17 protein-coding genes are annotated in these 16,745 nt (G+C 72.4%); 8 read left to right on the top strand and 9 right to left on the bottom strand.

Annotated features, from left to right (window positions below; genetic code table 11):
* Nucleotides 1-94: 94 nt before the first annotated feature.
* A complete protein-coding gene (locus PWG71_RS14110) occupies nt 95-1,279 on the bottom strand; it encodes a beta-1,3-glucanase family protein (RefSeq protein WP_274810144.1) in 1,185 nt (394 codons plus the stop codon).
* A gap of 252 nt (nt 1,280-1,531) precedes the next feature.
* Between PWG71_RS14110 and PWG71_RS14105 the strand changes: the two genes are divergently transcribed.
* The 4 genes from PWG71_RS14105 to PWG71_RS14090 all read left to right on the top strand — a co-directional run bounded on the left by PWG71_RS14105 (nt 1,532) and on the right by PWG71_RS14090 (nt 5,183).
* On the top strand, nt 1,532-2,275 hold the full coding sequence (locus PWG71_RS14105; RefSeq protein WP_274810143.1) for a dienelactone hydrolase family protein: 744 nt from the start codon (nt 1,532-1,534) through the stop codon (nt 2,273-2,275).
* A gap of 131 nt (nt 2,276-2,406) precedes the next feature.
* Complete coding sequence (locus PWG71_RS14100; RefSeq protein ID WP_274810142.1) at nt 2,407-3,090, top strand: hypothetical protein; 684 nt, start codon at nt 2,407-2,409, stop codon at nt 3,088-3,090.
* 381 nt (nt 3,091-3,471) lie between these two features.
* On the top strand, nt 3,472-4,404 hold the full coding sequence (locus PWG71_RS14095; RefSeq protein ID WP_274810141.1) for an ABC transporter ATP-binding protein: 933 nt from the start codon (nt 3,472-3,474) through the stop codon (nt 4,402-4,404).
* Nucleotides 4,401-5,183 (top strand): ABC transporter, encoded by a 783-nt coding sequence (locus PWG71_RS14090; protein WP_274810140.1) that lies wholly within the window; start codon nt 4,401-4,403, stop codon nt 5,181-5,183. The genes PWG71_RS14095 and PWG71_RS14090 overlap by 4 nt, the downstream gene beginning before the upstream one ends.
* A 37-nt stretch (nt 5,184-5,220) precedes the next feature.
* Here the strand turns inward: PWG71_RS14090 and PWG71_RS14085 are convergent, their stop codons facing one another.
* From PWG71_RS14085 to PWG71_RS14075, 3 genes are all read right to left on the bottom strand, one after another.
* Nucleotides 5,221-5,829, bottom strand: coding sequence for a response regulator transcription factor (locus PWG71_RS14085; protein ID WP_274810139.1), 609 nt, complete (start codon nt 5,827-5,829; stop codon nt 5,221-5,223).
* Nucleotides 5,826-6,917, bottom strand: a complete 1,092-nt coding sequence (locus tag PWG71_RS14080; RefSeq protein ID WP_274810138.1) for a sensor histidine kinase — start codon at nt 6,915-6,917, stop codon at nt 5,826-5,828. Before PWG71_RS14080 ends, PWG71_RS14085 begins: the two co-directional genes overlap by 4 nt.
* A 257-nt stretch (nt 6,918-7,174) precedes the next feature.
* A complete protein-coding gene (locus tag PWG71_RS14075; protein WP_274810137.1) occupies nt 7,175-7,663 on the bottom strand; it encodes a GreA/GreB family elongation factor in 489 nt (162 codons plus the stop codon).
* A 189-nt stretch (nt 7,664-7,852) separates the two neighbouring features.
* Between PWG71_RS14075 and PWG71_RS14070 the strand changes: the two genes are divergently transcribed.
* Nucleotides 7,853-9,379 carry a PucR family transcriptional regulator gene (locus PWG71_RS14070; RefSeq protein WP_274810136.1) on the top strand — a complete coding sequence of 509 codons (1,527 nt, stop codon included), beginning with the start codon at nt 7,853-7,855 and terminating at the stop codon, nt 9,377-9,379.
* 18 nt (nt 9,380-9,397) lie between these two features.
* Here PWG71_RS14070 and PWG71_RS14065 read toward each other — a convergent pair whose 3' ends face one another.
* Nucleotides 9,398-10,006, bottom strand: a complete 609-nt coding sequence (locus PWG71_RS14065) for a hypothetical protein (protein WP_274810135.1) — start codon at nt 10,004-10,006, stop codon at nt 9,398-9,400.
* A 304-nt stretch (nt 10,007-10,310) separates the two neighbouring features.
* On the opposite strand from PWG71_RS14065, the gene PWG71_RS14060 reads away from it, so the two are divergent.
* From PWG71_RS14060 to PWG71_RS14050, 3 genes are all read left to right on the top strand, one after another.
* Nucleotides 10,311-11,597, top strand: coding sequence for a GAF domain-containing protein (locus PWG71_RS14060; protein WP_274810134.1), 1,287 nt, complete (start codon nt 10,311-10,313; stop codon nt 11,595-11,597).
* A 136-nt stretch (nt 11,598-11,733) separates the two neighbouring features.
* A complete protein-coding gene (gene exaC / locus PWG71_RS14055) occupies nt 11,734-13,257 on the top strand; it encodes an acetaldehyde dehydrogenase ExaC (protein ID WP_274810133.1) in 1,524 nt (507 codons plus the stop codon).
* Nucleotides 13,257-13,646, top strand: coding sequence for a DUF779 domain-containing protein (locus tag PWG71_RS14050; RefSeq protein WP_274810132.1), 390 nt, complete (start codon nt 13,257-13,259; stop codon nt 13,644-13,646). The genes exaC and PWG71_RS14050 overlap by 1 nt, the downstream gene beginning before the upstream one ends.
* A 119-nt stretch (nt 13,647-13,765) precedes the next feature.
* On the opposite strand, the gene mnhG is transcribed toward PWG71_RS14050, so the two are convergent.
* The 4 genes from mnhG to PWG71_RS14030 are packed head-to-tail and all read right to left on the bottom strand — an operon-like array spanning nt 13,766 to nt 16,744.
* Nucleotides 13,766-14,152: a monovalent cation/H(+) antiporter subunit G gene (gene mnhG, locus PWG71_RS14045; RefSeq protein WP_274810131.1), complete on the bottom strand. Its 387-nt coding sequence runs from the start codon at nt 14,150-14,152 to the stop codon at nt 13,766-13,768.
* On the bottom strand, nt 14,149-14,484 hold the full coding sequence (locus tag PWG71_RS14040; protein WP_274810130.1) for a monovalent cation/H+ antiporter complex subunit F: 336 nt from the start codon (nt 14,482-14,484) through the stop codon (nt 14,149-14,151). Before PWG71_RS14040 ends, mnhG begins: the two co-directional genes overlap by 4 nt.
* Nucleotides 14,481-15,089, bottom strand: coding sequence for a Na+/H+ antiporter subunit E (locus PWG71_RS14035; RefSeq protein WP_274810129.1), 609 nt, complete (start codon nt 15,087-15,089; stop codon nt 14,481-14,483). The genes PWG71_RS14040 and PWG71_RS14035 overlap by 4 nt, the downstream gene beginning before the upstream one ends.
* On the bottom strand, nt 15,086-16,744 hold the full coding sequence (locus tag PWG71_RS14030; RefSeq protein WP_274810128.1) for a Na+/H+ antiporter subunit D: 1,659 nt from the start codon (nt 16,742-16,744) through the stop codon (nt 15,086-15,088). Before PWG71_RS14030 ends, PWG71_RS14035 begins: the two co-directional genes overlap by 4 nt.
* Nucleotide 16,745: the final 1 nt, after the last annotated feature.

Genomic DNA, 16,745 nt, shown 5'->3' with positions numbered 1-16,745 from the left:
GCCCGCCGCGATGCCGGTCGCGGCGGGCACCGGCGGTCCCGGACCGGCGCGACCGGCATGGGAGCCCCGGGGATCCCTCGGCGCGGAGGGCCCCTCAGAAGGCGGTCAGGGTGACCTCCAGTCGCTGCGGCCCGTGGTCCTGGATGTAGGAGGCGAAGTCCGCCACGTCGTCGAAGGCGAACCCGTAGGCCCTACCGTCCACGGTGTTCTCGTGGAAGACCGCCGCGTACCGGTTGGCGACCTCGTCCCGGTAGAAACCGGCGGGGTCGGTGGTGGGCTGGCTCGCCGAGGTCAACAGCGTGGACCGGTTGAGCGCGGCCCCCAGGATCGCGGCGACGGGACCGCCGATCCCGTCGTTGGGGGCGTTCAGCGAGCCGTCGCAGAAGAACACGTCACGGGTCGAGGGGCGGTCGAAGGCGCGCACCCCGCCGTCGAACACGAACCGGTCCCCCTGGACCCGGCCGGTGAACGTCCCGGCGTTGGTGGTCACGGTGAGGTCGGTACCGGCGTAGTGCGACCACACCCGGTCGATGTAGGGGTCGTAGAAATCGGCGGGGAACAGCCCCGCGTCCAAGCCGTGACCGGGGGAGATGATCCGCAGGTCGTCGTACACCAGGGACGAGAACACGGGGTCGGCCGACAGGGCCCGGAACACGGCCTCGCGACCGCCGGGGCGGAACGTGCCGGTGGTCTGGTCGGCATCGCCGACCAGGCGGATGCCGATCGGCACGCTGAACTGGTCGACCATGCTGGTGTTGCAGAACATCCCGGCGTCGTTGTGGGTGAACTCGACGGTGTCGTGCAGGACGTCGAACCCGGGGGAGCCCTCCACCCAGCCGGCGGGGAGCTGCGGGGCCGGGTTGCCGTCACCGTCGACGACGATGCGGATGTGGAGCCTGCCGCCGAGGGCGAGGTAGATCCGCCCGGACATGTACGGCAGCGTCATCCCGGCCAGGTCGGGCAGCGGGATCCCGTAGTCGGCGTAGCCGTCGTCGCCGTTGTCGTCGAGGCTCACGGGGTGGGGTACCCCGTTGGCGTCGACCCGGCTGTGCCGTCCGGTGGTCAGGTCGGTGCCGATCACGTAGGCGAGGACCTCGCCGTCGGAGAACCGTCCGGTCTCGTTCCGAACGCTCACTGGGAGCGCTCCCGGGTTGGCTGTGGCGGAGGACGAGGTCAGGTCCGCCGTCGATGCCCGGGGCGCGCAGCCGAGCGTGCCCAGGAGGAGCGGGGCGCCGGCGGCCGCGGAGAGGCCGCCGAGGAAGTGCCTGCGGTCGATCATCGGGTGTCTCCTCAGAGGTAGCGGGTGTGGAGAACTGGCACTAAACGATCATTGAGCAACGGATCGGTCAACCCCGGTAACGCAGGGTGCTCTCACTCGCAGGGGGTGGGGCGGGTGTTCCCCGTGGTGAGGGAGGGGTTACGTGATCCAGATCACTTTCCGCCCGAGCGGCGGGACGACCCCGACCGTGGTCGGGGAGGCCCGGACACCCTAGGGTGTAGGCGATTCCGGGGGCAGTACCGAGGAGGCACCGTGCCGGACATCGATCTCGGCGAGTACACCCGGGACACACCGGGCTCGCCCCACCTGCGCGCCTACATCGCCGTTCCCGAGGGAGAGGGCCCCTGGCCCGGCGTCGTCGTCACCCACGAGGCCTGGGGCGTCGACGACCAGATGCGCGCACACGCCGACCGGCTGGCCCGGCTCGGCTACCTCACCATCGTCCCGGACCTGTACAGCGAGGGCGGCATGGCCCGCTGTGTCCTCAAGGTGGTGCTGGCCATGCGTTCCGGGCGCGGACGCGCCATCGTGGACATCGCGGCCGCCCGTCGTTGGCTCCTCGACCGCGACGACTGCACCGGCCGGGTCGGCGTGGTCGGGTTCTGCATGGGCGGCGGGTTCGCCCTCGCGACCGTCGCCGACTTCGACGCCTCCGCCGTCAACTACGGGTTCACCCCCCGGAACCTCGACCGCGTCGTGGACCGTGCCTGTCCGGTCGTCGGCAGTTTCGGCGCCCTCGACGGCGGTCTGCGCGGAGCCGCCGACCGGCTGCGCACCACCCTGGACGCCGCCGGGATCGTCAACGACGTCAAGGAGTACCCCGACGCGGGCCACTCCTTCCTCAACGAGGCGCCCAACGGGCCGCGGATCATGCGGGCCGTGTTCCGCGCGCAGAAGACCGGTCCGCACCCGGAGTCGGCCGTCGACGCCTGGCGGCGCATCGATGCCTTCCTCACCGAGCACCTGGCGGCCGCAGGACGGTCCGAGGCCTCCTGATGTGAGCGATGTGAGGGGAAAGGGGAACCGGGTGTCATCCGGGCGCGTCCCATGTGCGTGATGACCCCGTCACCTGATGAACACGACGGCTCGCGGCGGGGCACGGACACACCCTTGAACGAGGAGTTCTTGTGACCCCCTATCCCCCGGCGCCCTCCTACGGTCCGCCGCCGATGCCGACCTCCCTCAAAGCCGTACGGATCATCCTGATCATTCGGGCGGTCCTGGCCGTCATCGTCTACGGGATCGCCTTCCTCGGTATCACCGCGATCGGTGCCCTGGGCGCCGGTGACCCGGAGCTCCAGGCCCAAGCCCAGGCGGAGATGGGCATGGGCCTCGGCGTGATCGTGGCGGTCCTCCTCCTCGGGCTGGCGATCACCGCCTTCGAGATCTACGTGATCACCCAGATGGGCAAGGGCGGGACCCGGGCCCAGACCCTGCTGCGGATCGTGGCGGGCATCGCGCTGGTCAACGGCGCCATCGGCTACTTCACCGACTCCGGCAACCCGTTCCTCGGCATCGTGCTGGTCATCATCGTCATCGTCTTCGTGGAGGGAGTGCCGGCCAAGGAGTGGTTCGCGCAGACGGACCCCGGATACGTGCCGCCGCAGCCTCCGTACGGCGGCCCGCAGCACCCGGCCCTCGGTCAGATCCCCGGCCAGTACCCGCCGGCGCCCGGCCAGGGCCTCGGTCAGATCCCCGGCCAGTACCCGCCGGCGCCCGGCCAGGGCCCCGGTCAGGGCCCCGGGTACCCGCCGGCGCCCGGCCAGGGGCCCGGGTACCCGACCGTTCCCGGTCAGGGCCCCGGGTACTGACCCCTTCCCCGAACGACCCGAACGAGCCGAGGGCCCGTGCGCGTGCGCGCACGGGCCCTCGGCTCGGAAACGGACGTCGCCCACCCGTCCCCCCGCCGAGGGCGGCGAGACGGGGATCCGTGGACGCCCTCGCGCCGCGACATCGTCCGGTCGGGAGACCTTCTCCACTCGGGAGGGCGGGGGCCGCGTCCGCCCCGGGGCGACCGCGGCCGGCCGACCCTCCGCACCGTCCGAGCCGGTGCCGCCTCCGGGCGGTGCCGGCGTTCCGGTGTTCCGGGACACCCGTGACGGCTGTCATGGACGGGTCCTGACGGACGGACCATGTTCCCCGCCCGCTTCCGGGACAGGCTGGAGAGGACCGACCGACGGAAGGGGGAAGCGATGATCGTCGCGCGGGAACTCGTGAAACGGTACGGGGACACCGTCGCCGTGGACGGACTGTCCTTCAGGGTGGAGCCCGGCAGGGTGACCGGATTCCTGGGACCGAACGGGGCGGGCAAGAGCACCACCCTGCGGATGCTCCTGGGACTGGACGCCCCGACGTCCGGGGCCGCCCTCATCGACGGGGTCGCCTACCGGGATCTCCCGGCGCCCACCCGACGGGTCGGGGCGCTGCTCGATCCCGGCGCGGTCGACCTCGGGCTCACCGCCGCCGGGCACCTGCTCTGGCAGGCCCGCGCCGCCGGGATCGGCCGTGCCCGGGTGACCGAGGTACTGGGCCTGGTGGGGCTGGAGGGTCTGGGCGGACGCCGCATCCGCCACCTGTCCCTGGGGATGCGTCAGCGGTTGGGGATCGCCGCCGCGCTGCTGGGCGACCCCGGGATCCTGGTGCTGGACGAACCCCTCAACGGGCTGGACCCGGAGGGCATCGTCTGGGTGCGCCGACTCCTGCGCGGCTTCGCCGACGAGGGGCGCACCGTGCTGCTGTCCAGCCACCTGATGAACGAGATGGAGGCGACCGCCGATCACGTGCTGGTCATCGCGAAGGGCCGTCCGGTCGCCGACATCGGCGTCGCCGAGCTGGCCGCCGGAGCACGGGAGCGGGTCGAGGTGGCCACACCGCGTCCCTCCGAGCTCGCCGCCCTACTGCTCGACGCGGGTTCCACCGTGGTGCCGGGTGAGACGGGCCGCCTGGTCGTGACCGGCCCGGACGCCGCCCGGGTGGGCGAGCTGGCCGCCGCGCACGGGATCGTCCTGCACGCGCTGATCCCGGTCCGGGCCCGGCTGGAGGACGCCTTCATGTCCCTCACCGGAGAGGGCACGGGGAAGACGACGCCCGATCGTGAGGTCGGAGAAGGGGAGCCGGCGCGATGATCACCGCCGAACACCGAACCGGAACACGTGCCGCCGTGGCCGCCGAGTGGACGAAGGCGACCGGGTCGGCGCGCAACCGTCGGACGGCCCTGGCCGCCGTCGGACTGGCGCTCGTGGTCGCCGCCCTGTTCTGCCTGACGATGGGACCCACCACCGGGGTCCCTCTGACCGAACAGCCCGCGTTCGACGTGCTGACCTCCGCGCTGTTGGGCGTGGACGCCGCCGCGTTGGTACTGACCGTCCTGGCCGCCGCCGTCGTGGGCGGTGAGTACGCCACCGGCATGATCCGCACGACGTTCACCGTCACCCCGAGGCGCGGGCGGGTCCTGGTCGCCCGTGCGGCCACCGTGGTCGCGATCACCGGGATGGTCGCCCTGGTCGCGGCGGTCGGCTCCGCGCTGGTCTCCTGGGTCGTCCTGGCCGTGGCGGGGCTGCCCTCGTGGGACGTCGCGGATCCGGCGGTCCGGCGCGTGGTGGGCGGGGCCGCTCTGATGGCGCCGTTCCACGCCCTGGTGGCGACGGCCGGGGCGCTGTGGTCCCGCTCGACTGCGGGCGGTGTGACGGTGGCCCTGGCACTGATGGCGGCGCCCACCCTGGCCGGGTGGATCCCCGGGGGCGGCGCGCTCCTGCCGTTCCTGCCAGGGGAGGCCCTGCACGCCGTCGCCGGTATCGCCGGCCCGCACGGGCCCCACCCGGTGGCCGCCGCGGCGGTCCTGGTCGTCTGGAGCGCGGCGGCCCTGTTCGCCGCCGACCGCGCGGTCCGCCGACGGGACGTCTGACCGGCGAGCCGTCGACGAGTGCGCCCGGGTGAGGCGGTCAGAGCCAGCCATGCTCCTCCGCCACCCGGGCCGCCTCGGCCCGGGTGCGCGTACCCGTCTTCCCGATGGCCGACGACAGGTGGTTGCGCAGTGTCCCCTGGCTCATGCCGAGGGATCCGGCCAGGGACGCCACGTCGTCACCGCCGTGCAGAACGGCGGCCAGCACCTCGCGCTCGCGCGGGGTCAACGGGCTGGTCCCGTGCGTCAGCGAGGCCACGGCCAGATCCGGGTCGACCACCCGCAGTCCCCGGTGCACCCTGCGGACGGCGTCCACCAGATCCTCGGGCGAGGCGTCCTTGACCACGAAGCCGCCCGCCCCCGCGCGCAGCGCCCGGGTCAGGTAACCGGGGCGGCCGAACGTCGTGCACATCAGTACCCGACACCCCGGCAGGGTCCGGACCAGTTCGGCGCACACCTCGATACCGTCGCCACCGGGCATCCGCACGTCCAACAACGCGACGTCGGGGAGCGTCCGGCGGGCCTCGGCCAGCGCGCCGGCCCCGTCACCGACCCGGGCCACCACCTCGATGTCGGGCTCCAGGTCGAGCACGGTGGCCAGGGCTCCGCGCACCATCGCCTGGTCGTCGGCGACCAGCACCCGGATCATGTCCGTTCTCCGCTCTCGTCGACGGGCACCTCGGCGCGGACGGTGAGGCCGCCGCCCGGGGTGGGGGAGAGGGTGAGCGCGCCGCCCCGTTCGGCCAGTCGGCGTTCCAGCCCCGACAGTCCGCCGCCCGGGACGACCCGGTCGGCGTGCCCGTCGTCACGGACGCGCACCCACCCGGGCCCGGTGGTGATCTCCACGCGGGAGGCGCGGGAGTGACGGACCACGTTGGTGATCGCCTCGCGCACCGCGTAGCCGAGCGCCTCGTCGTTCCCGGTCTCGGCCACGGCGGGGGCGCGCAGTTCGATGTCGGCTGCGGCCAGGACCGCCTCGGCGCGCAGCAGCTCCCCGGCCAGGCCCACCCTCCGAACTCCGGAGACGGCCTCGCGGACCTCGGTCAGCGACCGCCGGCCCAGGTCCTCCAGATCGCGCAGTTCGGCGACCGCCCGCGCGGTGTCGCCGGTGGTCTCCAGGATCCGACGGCCCGCCCCGGCCTTGACCACGATGGTGGTGAGGCTGTGGCCCAACAGGTCGTGCAGGTCGCGGGAGAGGCGTTCGCGTTCGCGCAGCACCGCGAGCTGGGCGGCCTGGTCGCGGCCGCGCCGCAGTTCGGCGTTGGCCTCCACCAGCCGCACGGCCAGGGCGGTGGCCACGGACACCGACGCGATGATGACCAGGTCTCCCACCCGCGCCTCGGCCCCTCCGGTGGCCGACGAGGCCGCGCCGACACCGGCCAGGACCAGGGCGGTGGCGCCCAGGGAGAGGGGCAGGGGCAGGACGGCCGCGCAGGCGGCCAGGCCGAACATGGTGATCCACGCGTGTTCGGGTCCGACCGCGGCGACCAGGCCGCACCCGAGCGCGATGAGCAGGGCGCACACGGCGATCCGCGCCGTCCATCGGAGCAGGGGCGCGGCGGGGGCGAGGGCGGCGCAGCCGAGCAGGTAACCGCAGGCCGCGATCAGTGTGACGCCCCGGGGCAGGGCGGAGTCCTCGATCGCCCACGCCCATTCCCGCCACAGGAGCGCGGTGAACAACGAGGTCAGCCCGAAGGAGAGCAACGCGGTGCGCGCCGTCCCCTGCTCCTGACCCATGCGTCGCATCCTATGGGCCGGTGCCCGGAAAGGGGGCGTGGGACGGGGATCGAGCCGGTTCGCGCGTCCGCGTGTACGGGTCGAGGGGCCGCCGGTCGACGGAGGGGACGGTCCCGGTCGGTTCGAGCGGGCTCCGAAGGAGACCGCGATCCGGGGGCGGATCGGCGCGCTCCGCTCGTGCCCGTGGACGCGGACGCACGCGCAGGAGGGCCCGGTGCCGTCCGGGGCGGTCGCGTGGTCGACCGCCCCGGACGGGGTCAGCGCGTCGAACGGTACGGGGCCGCGTCCACGAGCGTCACCCCGATCACCGCGCCGCGCGGAGAGGCGAAGGTGCGCCGCTCGCCTCGCGCGGCCCCCAGCAGTGAGGCGCCCAGCGGCGACTGGGGCGAGTACACCGTCATCGCGTCCGCGACCGAGGCGTCCCGCACGCCGAGCAGGAACTCCTCGATGTCCTCCTCGCCGTCGTAGCGGATCGTCAGCACCTTGCCGGGCGCGGCGATCCCGTCGTCGGGCGCCGCCTCCTCCACCACGGCCTCGCGCAGCAGCCGTTCGATCGTCTGCACCCGAGCCCGGCGCACGGCCGGGTCGTGAATGTAGCGGGGCGCGGGGATGGTGCCCCCCGCGCCCCCGTCCGCCCCGGAACCCGGTCCGGGGCCGTCGTCGGGGAGGGCGCTCAGCACCCGGAGCTCCTCCTTGAGCCGCTCGTACGCCTCCCGGGTCAGCCATGGGTCGGTGGTCTTGTGCATGGGACGTTCCTTGTCTTCACGAACACGCGCCACGGACCTGGCGTCCGTGGCGCGGATGAGAGCACGCGAGGGCCGGGGGTGCTGTCCCTCGATCAGAGTGTGTCCACCGGCGATCGCCGAACGGCTATCGTGAAACGACAATCACGATGTTCGTTCTTGTCGCCTCTCGACAATGGGGAAGGCGGGGCGATGATCAACCTCGACCGGCTCGTCAACGTCCTGGGCGGCTACGGCGCCCATCTGATCGGCAGCGGTGACCTGCGACGAAGGGAACTGCGCAGCGTCGCCATGCACGATCCCACCGATGACGCCCCGCCCCTGGGCGACGTCTTCCTCGCGGTGGGCGTCGACTCCGCCGACACCGCCCTGCGCCTGGCCGGACAGGCCCGCGCGGTCGTCGTCATCGTCCGCTCCGCGATCGGTCCCGAGGCCGGCGTGCGAGCCGCTCTGCGCGACCACGACATCGCCATGGTCGTGGTCGAACCGGCCGTCTCCTGGAGCCAGATCTCGGGCATCGTCTACGGCCTGGTCCTGGAGGGCCGCGAGACCGAGTCCGGGCGCGGCCCCAGCGACCTGTTCGCCCTCGCCGACACCATCGCGGCCGAGGTCGGCGCGCCCGTCACGATCGAGGACCGGGCCGCCCGGGTGATCGCCTACTCCACGGACCAGGCCGACACCGACCGGGCCCGCCGCGACACCGTCATCGCCCGCCGGGTACCCGCCGAGATCCGCGCCCGGCTGGAGGCCGACGGGGTGGCCGCCCGCCTGGTCGCGGCCGACGGCCCACTCCACGTGCCCGCGCTGCCGGAGTTCGGCATGGGCGGACGCACGGTAGCGCCCGTCCGGGTGGGGCGCGAACTCCTCGGCTCGCTGTGGGCGGTGGGCGACGCGCCCCTGGACCCCGAACGCGCGCGGGCGCTCAACGAGGGCGCCCGCACGGTGGGTCTGCACATGTTGCGGGCCCGGGTGAGCAGCGACCTGGAACGCCAGGTGGAGTCGGAATCGGTCATCGACCTCCTGGAGGGGGCGGGCGATCCGGAGCGGGCCGTCGGTCGGATCGGCCTGCCCGTCGAAGGGCTGCGGGTCATCGCCCTGCACGCTCGGGCCCAGGCGCCCGACGCCGCCGTCCTGCACCTGTTCGAGCAGGTCACCACCGGATTCGGGTGGTCACGGCCGGGCCGCAGCACCCTGCTGGGGACCACCGTCTACACGGTGCTGCCGTGCGGCGGGGAGATCGCCCCGGCCCTGGAGTGGGTCCGCGCCACCGTGCGCGGGTTGCCCGGACACCCGGGGGTGACCGCGGGGGTGGGCGGCGCGGCCGACGCCGGCGACCTGCCCGACAGCCGTCGGGAGGCCGACGAGTGCCTGACCCTGGCCGGGGACGGCGCTCCGGTGGTGTACGACGACGCCTGGGACGCCGTCCTGCTGCGCCGCCTGCGCCTGGTGGCCGAGGCCGGCCGGTTGCCGGGCCGCAACCCGGTGGCGGTGCTGGCCCGCCACGACTCCGACCACGGGACCGACTACACCCGCACCCTGCGGGCCTGGCTGTACGCCCACGGGGACCTGGGCGCCGCGGCCGAACTGCTCGGCGTGCACCCCAACACGGTCCGCTACCGGCTGCGCCGCCTGCGCGGCGTCACCGATCTGCGATTGCACGAACCGCGGGCGAGGGTCGCCCTCACCGTCGCCTTGGCCACCCTCCCCGAGGATCCCTGACCGCCGGCCCGGGACCGCTCATCCCCGGTAGGGGTGACCGGCGCGTTCGGCGAGCAGGCGCTTCTTGTGGCGGCCGCGGCGCACCGCCGTGGAGACGATGAGCGCCGGCCCGGTCACCAGACCGGCCAGCGGGAACAGGAACAAGGAGGCCAGGGTGCCCACCACGTCCTCGATCACGCCGAAGTCCTCCGGTACCGGTGCCACGGCGTAGGCGTGGTCCGGATGGTCCTCGCACACCAGGGTGTACTCGCCCGCCTCCTGTGGGGAGGCCACGCCGACCAGCATCCACTCCGAGTCCTCCTGGTGGAACTCCGGGTCCGTGAATGCGGTGGGCTCGCCGCTGGGCGTGAACAGTTCGCATTCGTAGGGCCCGTTCACGGGGGAGGTGGAGTACAGCGCGATGTCCGCCGCCTCCTCGTCCGGTGTGTGGGAGAAGACCGCCTCGCCGTCTCCCGGCAGCCGTGCCGTGAAGTCCGGGAGGGCCACCGCCTGGAGCAGGAACACGACGAAGGCGACCACTCCTGCGATGCCGCCGAGCACGATGACGACGCCCCCCGCCCAGTAGCCGAACCGGCCGGGGCGCAGTTCCGAGGGCGAGACCCGTGGCGGTGGCTGCTGCGCGTACATGTCGTCCTCCGGCTCTCTCCGCGCCCGTCCCGTTCCGGTGACGGGACGCGGGCCCCGGCGGGCGCTCACCGTGGTGGGATGGGGACCGGGGCGCTCCGGTTCCGCCGAGTGCGGAGGATCACCGCCCCACCCGTGTTCCTGACACCCGGGTATGTAGCGGGACGATCCACCGCCGGTTGCGCGGAACCCCTTGTCAGAAGCCCTGCGCCCGGCTTGAATCATGAGATCCCCACCTCATCGGGGCAGAGCCGGGGCGGACCGCGTCACGGACCGCCGCCGTCTCGCGGACAGGGGGAGGTAGCGCATGACCGGGACGTGGAACGCCTGGCCGTGGGAGGCCGATCCCGACGCCGTGCGCAAGGACGTCGCCCGCGCCCATGAGGACTTCACCGGTTCGGGGCGGGTCCGGGACACCGTCCGCTCGGTCGTGATCGAATCCTGGAGGCGCAGCGCCCGCCTCGGAATCGACCCGGACGGCGTCGCCCCGCGCATCGAACTCTCCGGTGACTCCCTCACCGACTACCGGGACGCCCACCCGCTGGCCGTCGCCATGCCGCTGCTGCGCCGGCTCCTCCTGGACACCGCTCCGGGACCGCAGATCGTCGCGCTCGGTGACGCCTCCGGTCGACTGTTGTGGGTGGAGGGCGATCACCGGCTGCGCACCCGGGCCGAGGACATGCGCTTCGTCGAGGGTGCCAACTGGCACGAGCGCTCCGCCGGCACCAACGCGCCCGGCGTGGCCCTCGCCCTCGACCACGAGGTGCAGGTGTTCGCCAGCGAGCACTTCGCCCGCAGCGTGCAGCCGTGGAGCTGCTCGGCCGCGCCCCTGCACGACCCCGACACCGGAGCGCTCCTGGGCGTCCTGGACATCACCGGCGAGGACGGGGTGGCCTCGCCGCAGGCCCTGGCCCTGGTGCGCGTCGCCGCCGCGGCGGTGGAGATGGAGCTGCGCGCCCGCCGCATCGCCGGTCTGATCCCCGATCCGCGTCGGATCCCGCAGGAGTCGGATCCGATCCCCGACCACCTCCTGTTGGAGGTGCTCGGCCGCGACGGTGCCCGGCTCAACCTGGGCGAACGCGTCGTCGAACTCAGCGCCCGCCACTCGGAGATCCTCCTGCTGCTGTCGTCGGCGCCGCGCGGTCTCACCGGTGCGGCCCTGGGGGTCCGACTGAACGAACGCGACGCCTCCCCGGTGACGGTCCGCGCGGAGATGTCCCGATTGCGCCGCCTGGTGGGTCCGGGCCTGGTGGCCTCCCGCCCCTACCGGCTGCTCCGTCGCCTGCCCACCGACGTCGACACCGTGCGCGAACGGCTGACCGGTGGCGACCACCTCGGCGCCCTGCGGGCCTACCGGGGCCCGGTGCTGCCCGTGTCGGAGGCGCCGGGGGTGATCGAGATCCGCGAGGGTCTGGACGCCGAACTGTGCGGTGCGCTCGGTGCCGAGAACGACCCCCGCACCCTGCTGGCCTGGGCCGAGCACCCCGAGTGGCGCGACGACCCCCGGGTCCTGGGCGTCGTTCTGCGCTCCCTCGATCCCGCCTCCGCGCGCCACGCCGCCCTGCGCGGCCGGCTGCGCTGGCTGGGGGAGTGACGGCGGTCGACGGGTCCGCGCCCGAGGCGCGGCGACGCGGGCGCAACGTGCTCGCAACGTCTCTGTGACTAGCGTCACCGCCATAGACCCCGTTGGCATCGGTCGGGTGATTCCCGACGATCGAAGGAGGCCCACCATGGCCGTGTACGCCGCCCCCGGACAGCCGGGAAGCATCGTCGAGTTCGCCCCGCGCTACGAGAACTGGATCGGTGGTGAGTGGGTCGCGCCGGTCAGGGGCGGCTACTTCGAGAACCCCACCCCGGTCACCGGACGGACCTTCACCGAGATCGCCCGCGGCACCGCCGAGGACATCGACCTCGCCCTCGACGCGGCACACGGGGCCGCCCCCGCCTGGGGACGCACCTCCCCCGCCGAGCGCGCCGTGATCCTCAACCGGATCGCCGACCGCGTGGAGGAGAACCTGGAACGGCTCGCCGTGGCCGAATCCTGGGAGAACGGCAAGCCCGTCCGCGAGTGCCTCGCCGCCGACCTGCCGCTGGCCGTCGACCACTTCCGCTACTTCGCCGGGGCGATCCGCGCCCAAGAGGGCCACAGCTCCCAGCTCGACGAGAACACCGTGGCCTACCACTTCCAGGAGCCGCTGGGCGTCGTCGCCCAGATCATTCCGTGGAACTTCCCGCTGCTCATGGCCACCTGGAAGCTGGCCCCCGCCCTCGCCGCGGGCAACGCGGTCGTCCTCAAGCCCGCCGAGCAGACCCCCACCTCGATCCTGCTCCTCATGGAGCTCATCGCCGACCTGCTCCCGCCCGGTGTGGTCAACGTCGTCAACGGGTTCGGGGTGGAGGCGGGCAAGCCCCTGGCGAGCAGCCCCCGGGTGCGCAAGGTCGCCTTCACCGGCGAGACCACCACCGGCCGCCTCATCATGCAGTACGCCTCGGAGAACCTCATCCCGGTCACCCTGGAACTGGGCGGCAAGAGCCCCAACGTCTTCTTCGCGGACGTCGCCGCGGCTCAGGACGCCTTCTACGACAAGGCCCTGGAGGGCTTCACCCTCTTCGCCCTCAACCAGGGCGAGGTGTGCACCTGCCCCTCCCGGGCACTGATCCAGGACTCCGTCTACGACCGGTTCCTCGGCGACGCCCTGGAGCGGGTCGGTCGGGTCCGTCAGGGGAACCCCCTGGACACCGAGACCATGCTCGGCGCGCAGGCGAGTAACGATCAGCTGGAGAAGATCCTGTCCTACATCGACATCGGTCGGCAGGAGGGCGCCGAGGTCCTCGCCGGCGGTGAGCGCGTGGACCTCGGCGGCGACCTGTCCGGCGGCTACTACGTCGCCCCGACGGTGTTCCAGGGCGACAACTCCATGCGCGTCTTCCAGGAGGAGATCTTCGGCCCCGTGGTGTCGGTGGCCCGCTTCGACGACTACGCCGACGCCATCAAGACCGCCAACGACACCCTTTACGGGCTCGGCGCGGGCGTGTGGTCGCGCGACGGGAACACCGCCTACCGGGCCGGCCGCGACATCCAGGCGGGCCGGGTGTGGGTGAACAACTACCACGCCTACCCGGCGCACGCCGCGTTCGGCGGCTACAAGCAGTCCGGCATCGGCCGCGAGAACCACAAGATGATGCTCGACCACTACCAGCAGACCAAGAACCTGCTGGTCAGCTACTCCGACGAGGCGCTGGGGCTGTTCTGATGGGCACCGGGGCCGACGCGCCGGTGGAGCGGGTGGCCGTGACCGACGCGGCCGCCGCCCTGCTCCGCGAACTGCGCGCCGAACACGGGCCGCTCATGTTCCACCAGTCCGGCGGTTGCTGCGACGGGAGTTCGCCCATGTGCTACCCGGCCGGGGGGTTCCGCACCGGAGCCGTGGACGTCCACCTGGGCGACCTGGAGCCGGGCACCCCCGAACCGGTGCCGGTGTGGATGTCCCGCTCGCAGTTCGAACTGTGGAGCCACACCCACCTGACCATCGACGTCGTCCCCGGACGCGGAGCCGGGTTCTCCCTGGAGGCACCGACCGGGAACCGGTTCCTCATCCGCTCCCGGCTGATGACCGACGGGGAGGCCGAGCGTCTCCCGTGACCGACCACGGGGCCCGACCCGGGTGCGCGCGGCCCTCACGGCGAGGTCGATCCCGCGAGGGGGCGGGCCCGGGTACGCGTACCCGGGCCCGCCGTCCTTCGTTCTCCGTCGGTGGTCGCTCAGGCGTCGCCGCCGTCGCGCCTGCTCGCCAACCGGTCGGCGAGTTCGTCACGGAAGAGCAGGTCCTGGCGGATGCGCCCGGTCCGGTACCCGACGCGGGCGGCGATGTGCCCGGCGACGGGGATCGTCACGACCTGGAACAGACCCACCAGCAGCAGCGTGCCGACGTTGAAGACGTTGGTGTCCTCCACCGGAGCCAGGCGCAGGCCGATCCCGACGAGCACCAGCAACATCCCCAGCACCTGCGGCTTGGCCGCGGTGTGCATACGGGAGAGCAGGTCCGGGAAGCGGATCAGGCCCACCGCGGCGACCACCGACAACAGGGCGCCGGCCAGCAGGCACAGGATCGCGATCCAGTCCAGGACGGTGATGAGTTCCTCGCTCACGAACGCCCCTCTTCCTCGGCGGAGGGCGTCCCCGGTGCCGGTGAGATCACGTCGGTCGGCGTCGCCACGTGCTCTTCCGGTCGCCGGGCGACGAACTTCGCGATGCTGATCGTCGCCACGAAGCCCACCAGGGACAGCACCATCAGGGTCGGCAGGACGGTGGGGTCGCGGTGGAAGGCGGCGTAGGCGCCCAGACCGACCAGGGCGGAGGCGAGCAGCACGTCCACCGACAGCGCCCGGTCCAGAATGCTCGGTCCCAGCAGCAGCCGCCCCACGCCCAGCAGCGCCGCGACGGCGAGCAGGACGGTGATGACGATCCACAGGGTGTTCATCCGCGCTCCTTCCCGGAGGGGTGCGCCGCCTCCAGCATGTCGATGTCCTCCCGGGTGCCCAGGGCACGGACGATGAGCCGTTCCAGGCGCATGACGTCCGCCCGCGCCTCCTCGATGCCCTTCTCGTCGGAGGCGCCGAGCACGTGCAGGTACAGCATCCACTCGTCACGGGTCACCTCGACGACGACCGTTCCCGGGATGATCGAACTGGCGATGGCGGTGCACACCATCATGAGGTCCGACTGCGTGCGCATCCGCAGGCCGATGACCGAGCTGTGCACCTCGCCGGGGGAGAGGGTCCACGCCGTGACCCGGAAGCTCGCCGTGAACATCTTCCCGAGGATGTGCACGAGCATGTGCGCCAGCGACAGGGGGTGGAACCGGAACCCCGGCACGATCGGCGGCAGCGGGAAGACCAGCATGATCGTCACCGACACCAGGAAGCCGAGCACGAACAGGCCCAGGGACTCCCACCGCCACTGGAACCCGTTGAACAGCAGCATCCACACCAGGGTCATGCCCAGCGCGATGGGGACCTGGACCTTGCCCAGCCGCCGACGGAACGCGGCGACCCTGGCCTTCTTCTCAGCGGACGGGTCGATCATCGGTCACCTCCCAGGACCGCCTCGATGTAGGGGGTGCGGGCCAGTAGTTCGGTGGCCGCGTCCGAGGAGTAGGTGATGAGCGGTCCGGCGAACACCGTCAGGGCCAGACCGAACGCGACCAGCGCGATCGTGGCCCCCACCATGGTCTTGGGCAGGGCCACCGACGTGATCATCGGGGTCGAGAGCGTGGTCGTGTCGCCCAGCCGGGAGGACGGGCCGACCGCCTCGCCCGGCCCCAGGGCCGCGGTCGAGGTGTCGTCGGCCTCGGTCTCCTCCAGCACGGTGCCGGGGTCGGCGACCTTGCCCTCGGCGGGGGCCCGCCAGAACGCGTAGTTCCACACGCGGGCGATCACGTAGAGGGTGAGCAGGCTGGTCAGCACCGACGTGCCCACCAGGAGGTAGGCCAGCGGGGTGCCCGCCTGGACACCGGCCTGGAGCAGCCCGATCTTGCCGAGGAACCCGGACAGGGGAGGGATCCCGCCCAGGTTCATCGCCGGGATGAAGAACAGCACGGCCAGCAGGGGCGCGATGCGGATCAGTCCGCCCAGGTCGTCCAGGGACGTGGAGCCGCCACGACGTTCGATCAGACCCGTGATGAGGAACAGCGTGGTCTGCACCGTGATGTGGTGGGCGATGTAGAACACCGCGCCGGCCAGCCCCAGCTGGCTGCCCAGGGCCACACCGAACACCATGTACCCGATATGGCTGATGAGGGTGAACGACAGCAGACGTTTGATGTCGGTCTGCGCGACGGCGCCCAGGATGCCCATGACCATGGTCGCCAGCGCCACCCACATGAGCAGGTTGTTCAGCGCCTCTCCGGGGAAGAAGAGCGTGTGCGCGCGGATGATCGCGTACACGCCGACCTTCGTGAGCAGACCCGCGAACACCGCCGTGACCGGGGCCGGCGCGGTCGGGTAGGAGTCGGGGAGCCAGGCGGCCAGCGGGAACACCGCCGCCTTGATGCCGAACGCGAAGAGCAGCATCACCTGGAGCACGATCTTCAGGTGCCCGTCCAGCTCCGGCAGCCGTTCGGCGAGCTGGGCCATGTTCACCGTGCCGGTCGCGCCGAAGATCAGCGCGATCGCGATGAGGAACAGCACCGACGACAACAGCGACACCACCACGTAGATGGCGCCCGCCCGGATGCGCGACTGCGTGCCGCCCAGGGTCAGCAGCACGTAGCTGGCGGTCAGCAGGATCTCGAACCCGACGTACAGGTTGAACAGGTCGCCGGCGAGGAAGGCGTTGGAGACGCCCGCGACCAGGATCAGGTAGGTGGGCTGGTACACCGACAGCGGCGCGACCTCGGCCCGGCTGGCCATGCCCTGACCGATCGAGTACACCAGCACGGCCAGGGTGATCGCCGACGACACCGTCACCATGAGGGCGGACAACCGGTCCGCCACCAGGGTGATGCCGATGGGCGCCTCCCAACCGCCGACCTGGACCACCTGCGGGCCGAACTGATGGGCCCCCATCATGAGCGCCAGGCCCACGAACAGGACGAAGGTCAGGGCGGCGATGCTCAGCCACTGCTGGACCTTGGGCCAGCGGCTGCCCATGGCCAGTTTCACCCCGGCCGCGAACAGCGGAACGACGACCGGGAGCGGGATGAGGTAGTGGAGGAGACCCGCCAAGTAGTCCCAGCTCATG

The sequence above is a fragment of the Nocardiopsis sp. N85 genome (assembly GCF_028882275.1).
GTDB classification, from domain to species: Bacteria; Actinomycetota; Actinomycetes; order Streptosporangiales; family Streptosporangiaceae; genus Nocardiopsis; species Nocardiopsis lambiniae.
Note: the sequence above shows the minus strand (reverse complement) of the source record. Positions and strands in the feature narration are given on the sequence as shown.

Coding starts and splice junctions, on each gene's coding strand:
- PWG71_RS14085 (WP_274810139.1), bottom strand. CDS start 5,829: ATGATCCGGGTGCTGGTCGCCGACGACCAGGCGATGGTGCGCGGAGCC.
- PWG71_RS14075 (WP_274810137.1), bottom strand. CDS start 7,663: ATGCACAAGACCACCGACCCATGGCTGACCCGGGAGGCGTACGAGCGG.
- PWG71_RS14035 (WP_274810129.1), bottom strand. CDS start 15,089: ATGATCGACCCGTCCGCTGAGAAGAAGGCCAGGGTCGCCGCGTTCCGT.
- PWG71_RS14080 (WP_274810138.1), bottom strand. CDS start 6,917: ATGGGTCAGGAGCAGGGGACGGCGCGCACCGCGTTGCTCTCCTTCGGG.
- PWG71_RS14060 (WP_274810134.1), top strand. CDS start 10,311: ATGACCGGGACGTGGAACGCCTGGCCGTGGGAGGCCGATCCCGACGCC.
- PWG71_RS14030 (WP_274810128.1), bottom strand. CDS start 16,744: ATGAGCTGGGACTACTTGGCGGGTCTCCTCCACTACCTCATCCCGCTC.
- PWG71_RS14050 (WP_274810132.1), top strand. CDS start 13,257: ATGGGCACCGGGGCCGACGCGCCGGTGGAGCGGGTGGCCGTGACCGAC.
- exaC (WP_274810133.1), top strand. CDS start 11,734: ATGGCCGTGTACGCCGCCCCCGGACAGCCGGGAAGCATCGTCGAGTTC.
- PWG71_RS14065 (WP_274810135.1), bottom strand. CDS start 10,006: ATGTACGCGCAGCAGCCACCGCCACGGGTCTCGCCCTCGGAACTGCGC.
- PWG71_RS14040 (WP_274810130.1), bottom strand. CDS start 14,484: ATGAACACCCTGTGGATCGTCATCACCGTCCTGCTCGCCGTCGCGGCG.
- PWG71_RS14095 (WP_274810141.1), top strand. CDS start 3,472: ATGATCGTCGCGCGGGAACTCGTGAAACGGTACGGGGACACCGTCGCC.
- PWG71_RS14110 (WP_274810144.1), bottom strand. CDS start 1,279: ATGATCGACCGCAGGCACTTCCTCGGCGGCCTCTCCGCGGCCGCCGGC.
- PWG71_RS14090 (WP_274810140.1), top strand. CDS start 4,401: ATGATCACCGCCGAACACCGAACCGGAACACGTGCCGCCGTGGCCGCC.
- PWG71_RS14070 (WP_274810136.1), top strand. CDS start 7,853: ATGATCAACCTCGACCGGCTCGTCAACGTCCTGGGCGGCTACGGCGCC.